This is a genomic window from Legionella anisa (assembly GCF_001467525.1).
GTDB lineage: Bacteria > Pseudomonadota > Gammaproteobacteria > Legionellales > Legionellaceae > Legionella > Legionella anisa.
The window spans coordinates 53,138-70,552 of record NZ_LNXS01000001.1 but is presented as its reverse complement, the minus strand read 5'-3'; the positions used below and the strand labels follow the sequence as shown (position 1 = coordinate 70,552).

Below are 17,415 nucleotides of genomic sequence, written 5' to 3'. Positions count from 1 at the left end.
TTTATTATTTCCTTACATGTAGGGTCTGGTAATTACTCAATGCATCAAAAAATCGATCATTCTGCTCCTTAGTTCCTACGGTTACTCTTATGTAATTGTTCATCTTATACGGATGCAGAGGTCGCACTATGATACCTTTATCTAATAGATAGTTATAGAGCAACATACCGTCCTCCTTACAATCAAAGGTAAGAAAATTGCATGCTGAGGGTAAGTAATCGATATTTAATTGATTAAATCCATCTTTCATTTGCAGCATTCCTTCTGCATTGGTTTGCAAACTTAATTGAATAAATTGATCATCATCCAAGGCAGCATGAGCAGTGGTCAGTGCGACTTGATTTACTGTAAACGGTAACTGGACACGTCGCATGAGATCAACTATTGAGGGATGTGCTATTGCATAACCTAAACGAACACCTGCTAACCCGTATATTTTTGAAAAAGTTCGTGTAATCACTAAATTAGGATGTTGGGCTAACCATTCAATGCTATTACAGCTTAATTGAGATGCTGCATACTCATAATACGCTTCATCGAGAACCAATAGAGTACTTTCAGGAATATTTTCTAACAGACGTTTTATTTCTTTTTGGTTAATCAGAATACCAGTAGGATTATTGGGATTCGCTAAAAAAATGATGGCGGTTTTTGAATTGCATGCTTGAATCAATTTATCTACATTAACATGCCAATCCGGATCGATTTCAATGGAGCGAACCGGGATATTCAAGGTGTTGGCTTGAATCGCATAGGTGCTAAACGCATATTCGTGCGTGATGATGTGTTTGTCATGATGCAGTGCAAAGCAGTTGAGTAGAATAGTGTATATATAATCCGAACCATTGCTTACAAAAAGTTGATCCATATCGATTGCGAGTTTATTCGCAAGCTTAGGCATTAAAGGATGGTTCATTGGTGAGGGGTAAGTAGCTAAGAGGTGAGGTGACATTTCTTTTAATGAGGCAAAGGCTAAAGGGCTGCAACCTAGAGGATTTTCATTACTTGCCATTTTAATAATGTCATTGTCGTTAATCCCTTTCTCACGTGCTAGTTCTTCTATAGATTTTCCTGGTTTATAAGGGACTAAAGATTGTATGCCTGGATGAGGTAATTGTTGAAAGTTCACTGCCATAAATTTTCCCTAACTAAAAGTTTCTCATATTATCCAAGCTTTAGCTTTCTGTCACGAGCTCATTGAATTAAAAATCATTCTATATCGTATTGCATGTCTATTTATGATCTCTAGGTAGTGAGCACAGGTCTTGAATTTTTATTTTCAAGGCGTTAATCTTTGCGTGGCAAACCAACCCACTGGAAAATGGAATATGAATTGGCAAAAGGGATTTTCCCTTACTGAAGTATTGGTATCTTTATCACTGATAACAACTTTGACTCTGGCTTTATTACAACAACAAGGGCAGAGTAAACAATTATTAAATCAATTAATTTTTAGAGCACAAGGGTCTCAATTTCTTGATCAAATTGAAGAAACGATGATGGCCAAAGTTTCAAAACTTCCACCAACCCCTTCTCCGTATCATTTGGATATACAGCTAAAAAATCAACAGTTACTCCTCCATCTTGTATGGTTTGAACAAGTAGGCTCTATAACCCGTCACCATCATCTTATGGGAAGTGGTCAATGAAAAAGCAAATGGGAATCAGCCTGACGGAAGTACTAATCAGTCTTTTTCTTGCCAGTGTGATTATAACTCCATTAATCCAACTTTATTTGGGAAGTAAGCGTCAATATCTTGAAACAGAAAAAGTTTTAGAAACACGTTTTGACTTACAATGGGTGGGTGATTTATTGAGTGATAGTATTCGACGTGCAGGTTTTACCCCATGTTTGGGCATTGACCGTTTGCAAGTTATTGATCGGAGAAATCATCAAAACAGAATTCATGCACTGCAAGCTGAAAATCAACCGAATCAATTTATTCAAGTAACTCGTATGAGCGAACATTTTGCAAAAATAATCAAAATTCAAGGTGCAACAAAAATAGTGATTGAGGAGCCAGTGATACTTCATAAAAAGCGTCCCATACTCATCTCTGATTGCGAACATGCAGAGGTACACGAACTATTCGACGTGGAACAACAAAGTAAAAATTCGCTTATTACTTTGAACAAACCTCTATTTTTTTCTTATGGCCGCTCAGCATACATTGGTGAGTATCTTGAGGAGAAATGGTTTATTAAGAGAAATACGAATTATGTGGATACGTTACATTATCAGTTGGTACAAACAGAAGAAATAACGCCTTTAATTCATTTCATACATACTCGAATTCGACACATAAAAGAGAGGCAGTTTCTTGAAATTATCATGGGGTTGGATGAGAACAAAACGTATGAGCTTAGGGTTCTGGTGCGTGGCTCATGAGCGGCTCTCTTCGGAAACTCTACTCCAGAGGAAAATTGCTTCGTCGATACGGTGCTCGAATCCTCATGTACTGGCGTGTACACTCCGGTTCTGCGCGCCGTATCTCCTTGCACTTCTCCCACTGGAGCGAGTTGCCGAAGAGAGCGAGTAGAAAAAATCAAGGATTTATTTTATTTATAACCTTACTTATTATCGGTGTGATTAGTTTGCTTATTTTGACTTCGATGCAGCATGTTTTACTGTATTACAAGACAATTAATAAACAAGAAGTATTGCACCAGAATTTTTATCAACTTGAGGGTGTGGCATTGCGATTGCTGCACCAACACACAACATTAAATTCGGACTGTGTGATACGTTCAGACTCTGCAAATCAAGTGATACATAATTTACTCGAACACAAAGGGTGCTCCTTAAAAAGTGGTTTAACTCAATACAAATATTATATTGAGGATTTAGGAGAGTTTCCGTGTTTGGTAGTTCGTTATAAAGGACGAAAATCAGCATCGCATCATCAACGGGTGACTGTTGCTCCCTTTGAAGAGGGATCTCCTGTATCTCTATTGCAAATAAGGCTTATTAGTTCAGGAAGAGCGATCCCTTGCCTTGCAACGGAACATGTTACTCCTCTGGGAGTGAGTAGCTGGCGATATTTGCCTTCTCTATAAATAAATTTTATTCAATATTCAGAGTCTGTTTACCTTTCAATCTGGCGAAATGGAAACAGACCCTAGAGTCTCGTCAAATTTCCGATGACATTTTTAACTTATCTAAATGCTTTAAATCAATTGGTTTTACACATTCACTAAATTTTTTTTGTAGTGCATAGTGATGCAATTATTTTATTTGTACGTTCTAAAAAAATTAATTAAAATCAGATTATTATTAAAAGCAGCTTTTACTCATTAATAGTTTTTGGCAAGAGATTAATGTTTAAATTTTGCCTTTTATTGTTGCAAAATATTCCACAACGTGTAAAAATTGTCCGCCTATGAAAACGAAAATAATCTCTATTACACTTTTTTTAGCCTTAATTGCCTTGAGTAGTTTAATGTGGTGGTTTTGGCCAGTAAAGCAACCATCAACCATGTTCAGACAGGCTGATTTTGATCGGTTACCTGGTTGGAAATCAACGGATCTAAAAAAGTCTTTACTGACTTTTCAAACCTCCTGCCGTGCTTTTATCAAGCAAAATCCGGAGCAGATTGTCGGGACGGATCAGATCAATTTACAAGTAAAAGATTGGCAACCGGCGTGTAAAGAAGCTTTAAAGATTTCTCCCACAGCTGAGAATGAAGCAAAACAATTTTTTGAAAAATGGTTTATTCCTGTAGAGTTTACTGATACCGGTGAAAGACCTGGCTTATTTACAGGTTATTATGTGCCTGCAATTAAAGGAAGTTATACTAAATCCAAAGAGTTTCATGTTCCTCTTTATGAGACTCCAGATGATCTTATAACTGCTGATTTAGGTATGTTTTTTAATGATTTTAAAAGTCGCGGCATTGTAGGGCGGGTAGAGGGTAAGAAATTCGTCCCTTATTACACTCGCGCACAAATTAATCATGGTGCACTTAAGGGTAAGGCGCGCGTTTTAGTATGGATTAACAGTCCTATAGATCGTTTGTTTTTGGAAATTCAAGGTTCAGGAGTAATTGAACTTGAAGATGGTAATAACCTTTATGTTGGTTATGATGCTCAAAATGGCAAACCATATACTGCGATTGCCGGAGTGTTGATCAAAAAAGGGGTTATGACTAAAGATAATGCGTCCATGCAGGCAATAAAACGGTACTTGGAAGCTCATCCCAAACAGATGGATAAAGTGATCAATCAAAATAAATCTTTTGTTTTCTTCCGTAAAATGTCGGATGGAGTCGCATTAGGTTCGCAAGGTGTGGCTTTAACACCGGGTTATTCGCTGGCCATTGACAAGCAATGGGTGCCTATGGGCGCTCCTCTTTGGCTAAGTACTACGCGTCCAGACAGTAAGAATCCTGATAAAAATAAACCCATGCAGCGTTTGATGATTGCTCAAGATACTGGCGGCGCAATACGTGGTAAAGTACGCGGGGATGTCTTTTGGGGTGGTGGTGAAAAAGCCACTTTAATTGCAGGTCATATGAAGAATCAGGGGCATTACTGGATTCTTCTTCCTAAGCATGCAATATCTCGCCTAGAGAAAAATAAATTGATTTCTGGATAATTTAACGCCCAGTTCTATTCTGAGGTCCTGTGGACAAGTCCTGAAAGAACCCCACAAAATTTAACCAGGTAGCATGTCAATTGTTGGCTGTAATCCCTGCGTAGGCAGGGATCCATCCATCAAGATAGTTCATCGCTCAAATGAAGCCACGGAGGATGGTTTCACTTAATTAAAGTTAATTTTCCATTGTCTTTTCACTTTTTTAATTTGCTTTTCCCGCGTACATTGTAAATGGATCCCTGCCTACGCAGGGATGACAGCCTTTTTGGGTATAACAGAAGACGTAGAATATGTATTTTCGTGTTTAAATTTTGTGTGGATCTCTCAAGGACAAGCAGCAAGGCCTAGGCGCAGAGATGTGAGCAAGAGACAGCGACTTGTTCGTAGAGTTTTTTTGCAGGATCCAGTGATTTTATATGATTTCTGGATCCTGAAGACAGTGCAGAGTGAATGAGATATATGGAAAGGCTGTATCAATTAACTTTGTTTTCCGGATACTTTATTTACCTCAGACTTCTGCCCTGACTCTTTTAGTGGTGGTATCACACTGTTTAATGCTTCTGTATTATTATTCAATGATTGAGCTGTATTGTCTTTTAAAGCATCAGCTAAGCTAATAAATTTGTATCCATTTTTTCGATACATTTCAATGATGTCTTCTAAACATAAACTGTTAAGAAGATTTGCATGGATTAATAAAATTTGTTTGACATTTTTCCCTTTTGCATTTTTTTCAGCTCTTAATGTCTGTTGCCAAATGTAAGCCAAATAACGTTTTTTAAATGCGGGTAGATTTTGAGCTCTTTTTCTATAAGGTATCCTGTAGAAACGTGCGTTAAACTCATAGTCTTTACTGTCGATCGTTACTGGGGCAATAGTGTATTGATGTGCGGCCAGGTAGTCATACACTTTTTGTTTTTTTTGACCAGTACCTTCGGCTAGGTAGGGATAGCGAAAATATTTAGGCTCTGTCAATACAGGCGCTAAGACAGTATCAGCACGGTCTATATCTGCTATATATTTATCAGCACTCATGTTATTCAAACTTTTATGAGTATAAGTGTGATTACCTAGAGCAAAGCCTTGATTACGGAATGTTTCTAAAAGATCCCATTCATTTTTCGCAACTGCTTCACCAATGACAAATCCGGTGGCTGGAACTTGATTGTCAACAAGAGCATTCACTATAGCCATAAATCGAGCTTGGGTTCTTTTCAGACTTGCCGGAGTGCTGGAACCAGAACCAACAAAGGGTAAATCATCAATTGTAATCGCAATTTCTTTTTCTTCGGCAAAACATGGAGAATTAAGTATGCAGAACAAAAACGTTACACCGGCCCATCGAAGTAACATGATATCCCCTAATTTTATTTTTGTTATTTAAAAATAAATATAGTAGACAATTTTCAAAAAAGTATAATTTTTCATAATTTCTTATTTATTATGAGAATTTTTAATGATAGACTGGTTGATTTTTGATTCGAAATATATAGATTTAAAAACCGTTATTCCTCTAATTTTTGTTTTGTTTTTCGTAATCCTTCAAATATGGGTTCAGAAATAGTGTTAGGGAAGGATGGCGGTAGTTTTTTTGAGACTTCTTGGATAACAGAATCTGTTTGTTTCAGCATTTCATTAAGTATGATTTCAGCTCTTTCTGGAGAGTAATTCGCTTCTTTTGCAGTATCTATAAAATGCCGACGTTGCAGGGTATGCCAGTGATAATGAGTATTTTTACCTTTTAAGGCCATTGCCATTTTAATTTTCTGAGTTTGTAGTTGGTTTTTCTTTATTAGTGGATATGCAGACATGATGTCGTATAAAGGGGTTAGTCTGTATTTTCCTTCAGGCTCAATAAAAAGACTGAAATTTTTAGCATGGCCATCAATTCCAGCAATGAGCCAGAAAAAAACCTGAGCACGATAAAACATATCGCGGTCTGGAAGCGAGTTTGCTGAACCGAGCAATAATTTCATAATCTCTTTAATACCAGGTCCCCCATCCGATTGATATTTGATGTTGTACGAAACACCTAATGCTTGGCATAGGTCTTCTTGAGGCAAGCGCATAATCCAACTGTTATCTCGAGATAACCGGCGATCAAACCGTTTTACCGATAAAACCTTTATCTCTTCAAAATGAAGAATGTCACAGTCTGCTGCCGGTAATCCATAGCTTTTTGCAAGAAGAGAGCACAGCCATTCGTTTTCACAACTGTCTCGTAAATCCATATGTTGGTGAGCGATAATGCCAATGGGTAATTTAAAAATATGTGTGGTTGGCGTTTCCTGAAGCGGTTCGCACCATTGGTTCTCATGATATAAAAAAGCAGTTTTTTCTTGTGCCCCTGCAATAGAAATTCGGAACTCCTCTTCTTCCTGACTCATACCTAAGGGGTTTATTTGGTAATTTCGTAAAATCGAAGCGATTTTTTGCTCTGTTAATGGCTTATATTTAATTTTTCTCTCGAATTCAGCTAATGGGCCTGTGATGAGCTGAATGGCTCCCACGCAATCCCTGCCGATACCCGCCAGCAGATCAAAAGGTTGGCTGGTTGCTATTTGAAATCGTGCTTGTATTCGTGCGCGGATTTGTTGGTTATCTGGGAGCAAGTTATCAAAAAAATTATATACTACATCGCCTGCATAGGTTTGTTCCACGAGCGGTAATGATAATGAAATAGGGCGGGCTCCTGCTTGATTTAACCAATCTTGATGATAAGTAAACTTCAATCCCCCCTGGGAGGTTTTCTCAAGCATCCCCACCAAAATGCCATTCATTAAAACATAAAGAATTTGATTTTTCTTTACCATTCATCATTCCATTGATTGTTTGTTGTATTGGACTCACTTTTTGCTGATATTTTTAAATCCAAGTCAAGCGCGGATAATATCCGAAATAAAGTGCTTAATCGCATGTGTTCTGGATTATTCTCGATTGCGGAAATGGTTTTTTGTTTTAAACCCACCAAAGCAGCAACTTCTGCCTGGCTTAATTTCAGTTTTTTTCGTTGATTTTTTATCAACAACGCCAGTTCCAGAGATGAGTGAATCAGCATAAATGTTCCTGAATAAATTGATACCTTATTGGGGATATTTTTAATTGTATACCCTAAAATGGATAATATCAATTTTATCCCTTTCAAGGTATATTCTTGATTATATACCTTAAATGGGATAATAAATTCACGATATCACGATTGTGAATTTGCAGGGAAATTGATTTATTCGGAGCAAGTTAAAGTTTGATATTGTGTCAGCTCGTCAGAATCATTCTTTATAGGCTGCTGCTCACTTTGCTCTCTCCCATTTGCCATAGTGGCTTTCCAGGTAGACCGAGCTAACTCATCTGAAAATCGTTTATAAAAACCAGCCCAACCTTCAGCCACTGAAGTTTGGCCCATGCTGCTCACCGTATCGATTAGTCCTTCTCCTTTATTAAATCCATGCTGTATTCCTGCGAGCAATCCTACAACGCCACTTACTACCGCTTTTCCATAAGCTTTCATCGTGAGCCAAACCTTCTCCCCTAAATTTTTTGATGAGTCATCAAGAAGCGCATTAAAGTTTTTTGCTGTTTCTATTACATTCTTACCTAATCCTACTAATAACTCATAATCTGCCCTGTCATTCCCAGTAAAGAATTCATTGACCTTATGCATCAATTTCAATCCACCATTGAGAAGTTCGTACCCAGCGATAGTGAGGCTTAAAATTCTGAGTGATCCTAATTTCTGAGAAAGGGTTTCTTCATCATCTTGGTCTAAGTTTTTTTCTAACTCGTTTAAATAGTCTAGAATCGTTTGCGACACTTGATTCCTTACATCAGTAAAGTCTTTTGGTTCGTCAATTGAGCTTTGTTCTGGTATCTTGTGCGCTTTGCGCATTTCGTTGATTAACTGATGAGCTTTTTCTTTATTCGAAGGCATAAAATGCTCCCACATACAAAATATATGGTCAATTATACCAAAAAAGACACATATCAATAGTTGGGTAAAATAATTTATTTGAAAAAATTTAATAAATTTTATCCCTTCAGAAGTACCTTTTTCTAATCTAATTAGAGTGCAAGTGAGTTATACTCATTTCATTCTCTATGCGAGATCATAAACCAATATTTTTTAACGTATCAGCTCCATAGGTTAGGACTTCTATTTTTGTGTCAAAGAAGGTGGATAGTTCAAAAGGAGAATTCGAGCGCAGAGCGTAACTATGAATATTTTATTATTAGCTTTTGTTTTATTAGTTTGGGGAATGAATTGGCCCTTGATGAAATTAGCGATGAACTTTATTCCTCCTCAATGGTTTGGTTTTACACGAATGTTCATAGGTAGCTTATTTCTTTTTTTAATAGTTATTATTCAGAAAAAATATACTTTTCCAAAACGCGGGGATATTCCTCATTTGTTTTCGGTGGGTGTATTACAGGTTGGGCTTTTTACCGTATTAGTCAATTTTGGTCTTTTTTACAATGGGGTAGGTCATGCGGTTATTTTAGTCTATTCCACTCCACTTTGGGTGGCTCCTATAGCGATTATTTTCTTCAACGAGCGTTTGAATTTAATCAAAGCTTTTGGTTTAGTAGTTGGAGTTTTAGGAATCATAGTACTTTTTAATCCATTTGATTTTAATTGGTCAAATCACGAGGCGCTAATCGGCAGCGCTGCATTATTCTTATCAGCGCTTTTATGGGCGATTGCTATTCTTCATGTTCGTTTTGTTCCTTCACAATCATCCATATTGCAACTTATGCCTTGGCACTTATTAGTAGGAACAATAATCCTTGGAATCAGTGCTCTTATTTTTGAACCACATCCAGTAATCCATTGGACTACGTTCTCGATATTATTGAATCTATATATTGGAACGATTGCTACGGGTTTAGCTTTTTGGGGGGCTGTTGAAATGAGCAAACGTTTTCCTGCGGTAACCACATCTTTATCTTTAACTGGTGTGCCAATTATTGGAGTCATTTGCTCGCTATTATTTCTTGGGGAAAAGCCAACCCCTACTGTTTTGATTTCTCTTGCCATGTTAACTATAGGATTGATCTGTGTCATTTTAGGAGATTATCAAGAAAAAAAAGCTAGAATGGGTACCGTATCTAGTCAACTTTGAGTCGCTTAATATGGAAATGATGTTACACGGCTTTTATTATTAATAAGATTATTTCTCTTATCCAATGCACGTTACAAGTACCGCGCTCATCAATAGATATCCAAGAAAGCAGGGCACAGCTATTAAGTAGCAATTGTCTTGAACTAGGAGCTCAAGACATTGCTACTTTTTACGATTGTATGATTGTATGTAAAGAATGGAGTTACTATCAAAGACAACACTCCACGGTATCTTTGGTGGTAACAATACATGCTCCAAGCACTGCTTTCATTAATAGATATCCAAGAAAGCAGGGCACAGCCACAGCAGCGGCGGCAGTTAGACATGCCAAACCAATCGCTACAGAGGTAATTAACAGAGCAGGGGGACCAAGAACAAGCCCACATGCAGCACCTCCTACTGCACCTAAAACACCACCATAATAAGCGCCTAAACCTAATCCTGCGGCACTGCCTATTCCTGAACCAAATAACCCGAATTTAAGTAAAAAATGAGACATTTTAAAACCATTGTTAATTATAATTATTTTATGATTTCATGGTTGATCTCTCCCTCAATAAGAGGAAGTTTTAAACAAATTTAGTAGACTAACTCTTTGATTTAAAGATGATTAAACTGCCAATCATACCATCATTAATAACTAAATTGTATCTTTTTAAATAAGGTATTAGCTGAGAAGGAATAAGTGATTTCATCGCCAAACATTTACCATTTGGATCAGGTACTACTCAAGCCAGTACCTGATTTTAGTTATCTTTTTAATTGTCAGTTTCCCTCACACCTTTTTCAATGCGTTCACCAACCTGTTGATCGATGTTTTTCCAGTATTCAAATGCTCTTTTTAACACCAGTTCAGTGACCCCATTTTTCAGGTGGCCAACGACGTTGTTCACCAGCCTGTTACGTGCTTCATCATCCATTACTTTGCGTACGAGAGTATTGGCCTGTCCGAAGTCATTGTCATCTTTGCGGGGGGTATATGCTGCGCGTACGAATTCTCCATGTGCTTCCCATGTTGCTACCTCCGGATTTCTCGAGCTATCTGCTTTTGGACCTCCTTTGGAGTTTGGTGCATAAACAGGATCTAAGACATTCTCAATACGCATTGCACCATCTTTGCTGTAGCTGTGAACAGGGCATTGGGGTTTGTTAACAGGTATTTGCTTGTAGTTTACGCCCAATCGTGCTCGGTGTGCATCAGCATAGGAAAATACCCTCGCAAGAAGCATTTTATCGGGACTGATTCCTGTTCCTGGCACCATATTGTTAGGCTCAAATGCAGCTTGCTCGATTTCGGTGTGGTAATCCATTGGGTTGCGATTCAGGGTCAATTTACCGACCTTGATAAGAGGATAGTCTGCGTGTGGCCATACCTTTGTGAGATCAAACGGGTTAAAACGATAGGTTTCAGCTTCTTTGAACGGCATAATCTGCATGTGAAGAGTCCAACTCGGAAACTCGCCTCGTTCTATAGCTTCATACAGATCGCGCGTATGGTAGTCGCCATCGGTACCTGCCAAGCGATCAGCTTCTTGCTGAGTCAGAAATTCAATTCCCTGATCGGTCTTGAAGTGATACTTTACCCAGAACTTATCACCTTGGGCATTTACCCACATGTAAGTATGGCTTGAAAAGCCGTCCATGTGGCGCCAGCTCTTTGGGATCCCGCGATCACCCATCAGCCATGCCACTTGATGGGCAGATTCTGGCGAAAGGGTCCAAAAATCCCACTGCATGTCATGGTCACGCAGGTTGTTATTGGCGCGGCGTTTTTGAGAACGTATAAAATGCTGGAATTTCATTGGATCACGCAGAAAAAACACGGGAGTGTTGTTCCCAACCATATCGAAGTTACCTTCACTGGTGTAGAATTTTACAGCAAATCCACGGGGATCGCGCCAGGTATCAGGACTTCCTCGCTCGCCTGCAACAGTTGAGAAGCGGAGAACTAAATCAGTTTTTGTTCCTGGTTGGAAAACAGCAGCTTTAGTGTATTTGCTTACATCTTCCGTAACTTCGAAATGTCCGAATGCGCCACCACCTTTTGCATGGGGTTGACGCTCTGGGATTTTTTCACGATTGAAGTTTGCCATTTGCTCGATCAAGTAATGATCATGTAACAGTATAGGACCGTTTGGTCCAATGGTGAGAGAGTACTCATCACTTGGTACGGGTATCCCTGCATCTGTTGTTGTGAACTTTTGTTTGTTGTCCTTATCTGCCATTCAAATATCTCCCTGAATTAGAGTAGTAGTTATTTTACTGATGCGATGATTGTTATTTATTATATCTGTGAAACCTCAGAATACTAGTTTTTGGAAACCAGTATAGGAATTTAACGCATCCATATAAAGATAATTCCTAATAAAATAAAGAAACAACTTATCAGTTGTGTTAACCCTTTAATAATTATAAATACTTTGGCAGTATCCTGCGTTGTATTGAGTAATGCATTGATAACAAAACTAAAAATAATATTAACAACACCGCCAAAAAAGCCAAACAATAATCCCATCCAAATGATGTGAATCGTGGTATAACTGCGATTAGAACTCATAAATTGTGGAAGTATGGTCATAAAAAAAAGAATAATTTTGGGGTTAAGTGCATTAATTAAGGTGCCTTTTAAAAATATCGATTTGGAAGGTGAGGAAAAGCTGATTTCCTTGGGTTTTATTAATTGTGAAACACCAAGATAAATTAAGAAACATGCACTGACATATTTTGAAATAATAGGAAACGAACCCCATTGTGCAAGAACACATGTTAATCCCGCAGTGGATGCTACTATATGCAATAAAGTTCCGAATTCGATGCCTATAATGGAGAGTACAATCGCGCGTGAATTGCGGCTTAGTGTTTGCTGAGCCACATAAAACATAGCAGGTCCAGGCATAATATTTAATAAAATTGATGTCATTAAAAGATAAGTCATAGTAGTAATATCCTTATTTGTCTGTAATTCGCAACGTGTCATCCCATTTGAAACCTGAAATCATAAATTGATAGAGCAATCTTCAAAGTTAGGTTTTTAGCAGTAATAAATTTCTTGAAACGCTTCACTTAAAAGACTTACTTCGTGCGCTATATAATGTGCAGGTTCATGTGTTGCAAGTGCCCGATAAATGAATTCGGCAATCTTTCGCATATGTGTTTCTTTCATCCCTCGTCGCGTTATCTCTGTGGTGGCTATTCGTAACCCCTGTAATGGTTTATTATCGCCTGGTATATTGACGTGATTTCCAATGATATTACAGGCCTCCAATTGATTCGCAGCAACAAATCCTCCACCATATTGTTTAGCATTAATTAAAACTTGATGGGTTTGAGTGTAATTTTTTTCTTTAGCAAACACTGGAATCCCAAGCTCATATAAATGCATCGCTAATGCTTTTGCGTTATGTACCACTTGTGCCATATAACGTTCACCATATTGTTGAAGCTCCAATGTAGTTAATGTTAATGCCGCGACTCGATTTAATTGATAGGTACCCACAAAATTGGGAAATACAGTACTTGCAATGGGCTGAATTAATTCATCATCATCCCAAAGCAATAACCCGCCTTGAGGACCGCTGAATGTTTTTCCAGTGGAACCACTCATCACAGTGATGCCTTGTTTAAACGGATTTGCAAAACATTTACCAGCAATTAAACCAAGTTCATGTGCCGCATCATAAAAGACGCGCACCTTATATTTTTGGGCAATGGTGCAGATTTCTTTTAAGGGTTGTTCAAATAAGCAAATTGAAAATCCTAATGCGATTAATTGTGGTCGATAACGGCAAACTAAATATTCAAGTTGATTTAGGTCAACAGTCAGTTGATCCGGTAAGAAAGGCATTGGAATAATGTTTAAACCTAATAATCCAGGCATACTTTGACTGCAATTACTTGAATCACCGCCATGCTCAGGCATAACGGTAATCAGTGTATCGTTGGGTTTTATGAGAGAGGAATACACAACGTGACACGCTTGTGTTCCTCCCAATAATCGGTGTTCACAATAATGACACTCAAACACGTTTGTTAATAAAACATGACACATGGATTCGAGTTGATCAATGTATTGGGTTGCCATGAAATTCCGATTTTTTTTGCCAATATGCCCGCCCGCAGTGCGCATGCTTAAATCACATGCAAGTAAGGAGCGGGCAAGTCGACTCATGGGGCTTTCAGCAGCAACTAAGTTGATGCACTTTTTAGTTCGCCAAGTATCATTTTTTTGAATTAAATCCAGTAGCAGATCCTGCATGCTCTTATATGATTCGCAATGCATTAAATCACGTTGAGCTTGTTGCAATAATGCAGGATCATGGACAGTTCGATCAGTTGTGAACATGGAGTGCAGCCTGTGCATTTAAATTATCCCACCATCGATCATCAACGGATAGAAAGGGGTTATCCTGATCGCGTATGCTGCCCCAGGTCATATTGAGCATAATGCGAGTTGCATCATATCTTAAGGGTACTGTTCGATGTAGGGTCGTATCGGCTTTCAATAAGTACACATCGCCGGGAACAAATGAATGAGTGTAAATGGGGTTATCACAAAAATATTGATATAAGTCAGGCGCTTCTTTATCCCAACTTGTATGAGGGACACATTGTAACATTCCACCACAATCAACTGGTGGCATTTCGACGATCCAGATCAAAGCAAAACTATAATCTCCCCAGTGCCAACCATGAGTATCACCGCTGAACTCTTGCTTGGTAATCACAAATTTTTCATCTTCTTTGACATGGGTTAATAATTTCTCTTGGGTAATTTTCTCTAAAAATTGCAATAGTGCATCTGATTCTCTAACTTCCCTAATCATCTTGCTCTGCTCTTCGATTAATTCACTACGCACCACACTTAAGTATCGCGGAGTATTGTCAGTAGTTTTTAAAAGAAGATCGCGACGTTCGGCATAGTTTTCGAGTAAACCGTAAATTTCATTGTGAATATTTTGTTTGAGTTGTTCACTGACAATATCAGGAATTTTGACTATGCCATGACGAGAAAATTCTTCACGCAACTTTCGAATTTTTTTCGCCGTAAATGCAGCATTACTATAAGAAGAAATAGTGTCATTTAATGTATTCATCATGAGTCCTTTTGTTATGATTTTCGAAAAATATTCTTCCATTATTTTGCTATAGCAATCAATCCGATATTTTCGTAATATATTTTTTCAAAAATGAAACAATGGATTGCTGTGTTGTCAGATATAGAAGTGTTTCTTCAAGTCGTAGATAGTAATAGTTTTTATAGGGCAGCATCTGTATTAAAAATTTCTCCTGCTTCTGTTACTCGAAAAGTGGCCAATCTTGAAGAAAAGCTTGGAGTGACCTTGTTGAAGCGAAATACCCGACGATTTTCACTGACAAAATACGGTGAATATTGTTATAAGCATTGTCAAAATATTCCTACAATTCTTGCGGAATTAAGAGGAGGTATCGCAAACAACATAAAAGAGCCTTCCGGAACACTCAATCTATCCGTTTCTGTTTATTCAGGCTATTTTGAACTACTGCCAATCATTGCTCGGTTTCTAGCGGACTACCCGCAAATTACAATTCAATTTATAAAAAGTAATATTTTTCCTGATTTGATTGACGATTCTTATGATATTTATTTTCGATATAAAGAAATAAATACACGCACCCTACAGTCAAAAAAATTAATCGATCACCAAATGATATGCTGTGCTACATCAGATTATTTAAAACGATATGGTATACCTCTAAAACCTGATGACTTAAGGAAACATAATTGCATTATTCATCAAATTAATTTATATGAAGTGGATGTGTGGTTTTTTAATTCTCGAGATAAAGTCTGCTCAATTTCGATAAATGGAAATTTACGTCTCAATAATTCCGCTTTGGTATTAGAGGCTGTATTACAGGGAGTTGGAATTGCATTTTTGCCTCGTTATTTTTTTCAGAAATCCATTGAAAATGGCGTGCTTGTAGAGGTTTTGGCAGATTTTAGACCCCTTCCGATGTCTGTGTGGCTCGTGCATCCAAGACCGAAGTACATGTCGCGAAAGCATCGTGTTTTTGTGGATTATATCGTAGATGCGTATCATAGTAATGCCAGCAATGTACTCAAAAGTTAAACCCCGAGAAAAGCAATTGTTTAATCTAATGAGCAATGCCATTTCCCTACGACCCAAAGGGTTCCTGTTGAAAATCCACAGGCACTCTCCTTTGGGTTACTTTCTATGAAATATCCTATCTGTTAGGGATCTATATGTGGAATCTTTCGATTTTTCATATCACCGATCACTACCGTTGCAGGTTTTGCATCGGTCTGTGTATTTGTACCATCCATACCTAGAAAATCGTCATAGGAAAAAGCGTAGGAATTTAAATAGCTATTTTGTGGATGATCGATATTTTTATCAAAACTCAACGCATGCATGGCTTCGGAATAAACATTCACACAGGGAGCATCTTTAGTAGCGCCACATTGATTTACAACATAGTCAACAGAATAATCAACGTTGTTGAAGTAGTATTTTAACAGTTCTTGCATTTGCTGTTTATTTCTAAACACTGGATTACCTTCTGAATCAAAGAAATTCTTACCGATGAAGGCTGATTCTTTACGCATTAACATACCTGAAACAATGGCAGAGGTCAGATCGCGTGCAATAGTCGCATCCACAGCGTTTTTATTATTAAATGGTGCTTGCGCCCCCATCAAAATTGAATTACTGGCTTGTGGTGAACCCAGATTATAAGACAAGGTTTCAGAGCCGGACTCGCCATCACGTGAAAAAACTAATGTTCGACTGCTGGGCTCAAAAGCTCCTGACCAAATACCTTTATTTAATTCGCTTAAATCAATTTTAATGGAACGATTTATAGAAGAAGAATAGTACCTGCTTAGTTCATTGATATAGTTGGTAAAATATCCACTAAATCGATTGCCAAACCTGCCAGGAGCATCGACTCGCATTAAGGCGTTTGCTGAGTTGTAAACAACCAGACTGGACCATTCCGAATGGTTCCACCGTTGCGTACACTCAGGAGAATCCATTGTTTCACCTGCAGAACGGCAAATGATTGTTTTCATATTTTTAATGACACCATCAAGTCCGCCAAAATGTCCATACTCATGACCTGCTTGTTTGATTGTATAAGGGATGGCAATAAAATCGACGCCAGTCGGGTTAATAACCGTTTCGCCACTGGTACTGTAATTAAACTCGACCTTATCAAAAAGTGTACCATTTGTAGTGGTTTGAGGATTGTTTACATCGGGTTGTTTTGGGGTTAGAGTGTCCTTATCTGTAGGCATATCCAGAGTATTTCCAAAAGAAATATAAATTCTGCCCGAGGTAAGATGAGGTATGCAGGCTTGTGCCATTCCTCCTGAATTAGGGATTAATTCGGACAATGAAATACCATAGTTTTTTCCATTCATATTGATATCAGTAATATCAACAAGGGTACCAACACGATTTCCATTATTAAACTTTACATAAGCATGTTTTTTGGTGACTGGGTCAATACCGAGTACTACAATGTATGTGTTTCTATTTTCAATATGTGTGTTGTTGGTTTTTGATAGGTCAAAGCTCACTGACATGCCGCCACCCTGACACTGAGTCTGTGAAAAAGCATACCCACTCACAGTGAACAAACCAGCCAAGCCGAGCATTAAAATGCTTGGTCTACTCAATTTAGAAATTTTCATTACATAA

The 17,415-nt window shown here is 38.0% G+C and carries 17 protein-coding genes; 6 read left to right on the top strand and 11 right to left on the bottom strand.

Annotated features, from left to right (window positions below; genetic code table 11):
- Positions 1-4 precede the first annotated feature (4 nt).
- A complete protein-coding gene (gene hisC, locus Lani_RS00300; protein WP_019233303.1) occupies positions 5-1,135 on the bottom strand; it encodes a histidinol-phosphate transaminase in 1,131 nt (376 codons plus the stop codon).
- Positions 1,136-1,265: 130 nt separating this feature from the next.
- Here hisC and Lani_RS00295 point away from each other — a divergent pair, with 130 nt between their 5' ends.
- The 4 genes from Lani_RS00295 to mltA all read left to right on the top strand — a co-directional run bounded on the left by Lani_RS00295 (position 1,266) and on the right by mltA (position 4,595).
- Entirely contained in the window at positions 1,266-1,649 is a 384-nt protein-coding gene (locus tag Lani_RS00295) for a prepilin-type N-terminal cleavage/methylation domain-containing protein (RefSeq protein WP_223499469.1), read from the top strand.
- Complete coding sequence (locus Lani_RS00290) at positions 1,646-2,389, top strand: PilW family protein (protein WP_019233305.1); 744 nt, start codon at positions 1,646-1,648, stop codon at positions 2,387-2,389. The genes Lani_RS00295 and Lani_RS00290 overlap by 4 nt, the downstream gene beginning before the upstream one ends.
- Positions 2,386-3,057, top strand: coding sequence for a type II secretion system protein (locus tag Lani_RS00285; protein ID WP_223499467.1), 672 nt, complete (start codon positions 2,386-2,388; stop codon positions 3,055-3,057). The genes Lani_RS00290 and Lani_RS00285 overlap by 4 nt, the downstream gene beginning before the upstream one ends.
- Positions 3,058-3,380: 323 nt before the next feature.
- Positions 3,381-4,595: a murein transglycosylase A gene (gene mltA / locus Lani_RS00280; protein ID WP_040522430.1), complete on the top strand. Its 1,215-nt coding sequence runs from the start codon at positions 3,381-3,383 to the stop codon at positions 4,593-4,595.
- A gap of 477 nt (positions 4,596-5,072) precedes the next feature.
- Here the strand turns inward: mltA and Lani_RS00270 are convergent, their stop codons facing one another.
- The 4 genes from Lani_RS00270 to Lani_RS00255 all read right to left on the bottom strand — a co-directional run bounded on the left by Lani_RS00270 (position 5,073) and on the right by Lani_RS00255 (position 8,523).
- A complete protein-coding gene (locus Lani_RS00270; protein WP_019233309.1) occupies positions 5,073-5,948 on the bottom strand; it encodes a polysaccharide deacetylase family protein in 876 nt (291 codons plus the stop codon).
- Between the two features lie 152 nt (positions 5,949-6,100).
- Positions 6,101-7,408 (bottom strand): type II toxin-antitoxin system HipA family toxin, encoded by a 1,308-nt coding sequence (locus Lani_RS00265; RefSeq protein ID WP_019233310.1) that lies wholly within the window; start codon positions 7,406-7,408, stop codon positions 6,101-6,103.
- Positions 7,402-7,653, bottom strand: coding sequence for a helix-turn-helix domain-containing protein (locus Lani_RS00260; protein ID WP_019233311.1), 252 nt, complete (start codon positions 7,651-7,653; stop codon positions 7,402-7,404). Before Lani_RS00260 ends, Lani_RS00265 begins: the two co-directional genes overlap by 7 nt.
- 165 nt (positions 7,654-7,818) lie before the next feature.
- Positions 7,819-8,523, bottom strand: a complete 705-nt coding sequence (locus Lani_RS00255) for a hypothetical protein (RefSeq protein WP_019233312.1) — start codon at positions 8,521-8,523, stop codon at positions 7,819-7,821.
- A 283-nt stretch (positions 8,524-8,806) separates the two neighbouring features.
- Here Lani_RS00255 and Lani_RS00250 point away from each other — a divergent pair, with 283 nt between their 5' ends.
- Positions 8,807-9,712: a DMT family transporter gene (locus tag Lani_RS00250; protein WP_019233313.1), complete on the top strand. Its 906-nt coding sequence runs from the start codon at positions 8,807-8,809 to the stop codon at positions 9,710-9,712.
- A gap of 208 nt (positions 9,713-9,920) precedes the next feature.
- On the opposite strand, the gene Lani_RS00245 is transcribed toward Lani_RS00250, so the two are convergent.
- The 5 genes from Lani_RS00245 to Lani_RS00225 form a co-directional block, all read right to left on the bottom strand.
- Complete coding sequence (locus tag Lani_RS00245) at positions 9,921-10,211, bottom strand: hypothetical protein (RefSeq protein ID WP_019233314.1); 291 nt, start codon at positions 10,209-10,211, stop codon at positions 9,921-9,923.
- Positions 10,212-10,470: 259 nt separating this feature from the next.
- A complete protein-coding gene (locus Lani_RS00240) occupies positions 10,471-11,937 on the bottom strand; it encodes a catalase (protein WP_019233315.1) in 1,467 nt (488 codons plus the stop codon).
- A 110-nt stretch (positions 11,938-12,047) separates the two neighbouring features.
- Positions 12,048-12,647, bottom strand: coding sequence for a LysE family translocator (locus Lani_RS00235; protein ID WP_019233316.1), 600 nt, complete (start codon positions 12,645-12,647; stop codon positions 12,048-12,050).
- A 96-nt stretch (positions 12,648-12,743) separates the two neighbouring features.
- Complete coding sequence (locus Lani_RS00230; RefSeq protein ID WP_223499464.1) at positions 12,744-14,072, bottom strand: aminotransferase class I/II-fold pyridoxal phosphate-dependent enzyme; 1,329 nt, start codon at positions 14,070-14,072, stop codon at positions 12,744-12,746.
- A complete protein-coding gene (locus Lani_RS00225) occupies positions 14,041-14,808 on the bottom strand; it encodes a HalD/BesD family halogenase (RefSeq protein WP_223499462.1) in 768 nt (255 codons plus the stop codon). The genes Lani_RS00230 and Lani_RS00225 overlap by 32 nt, the downstream gene beginning before the upstream one ends.
- Positions 14,809-14,916: 108 nt before the next feature.
- Here Lani_RS00225 and Lani_RS00220 point away from each other — a divergent pair, with 108 nt between their 5' ends.
- A complete protein-coding gene (locus tag Lani_RS00220; RefSeq protein ID WP_040522419.1) occupies positions 14,917-15,822 on the top strand; it encodes a LysR family transcriptional regulator in 906 nt (301 codons plus the stop codon).
- Positions 15,823-15,944: 122 nt separating this feature from the next.
- Here the strand turns inward: Lani_RS00220 and Lani_RS00215 are convergent, their stop codons facing one another.
- The gene (locus Lani_RS00215; protein WP_019233320.1) at positions 15,945-17,408 is read right to left on the bottom strand and encodes a beta-1,3-glucanase family protein; all 1,464 of its coding nucleotides are present in this window, start codon (positions 17,406-17,408) and stop codon (positions 15,945-15,947) included.
- Positions 17,409-17,415: the final 7 nt, after the last annotated feature.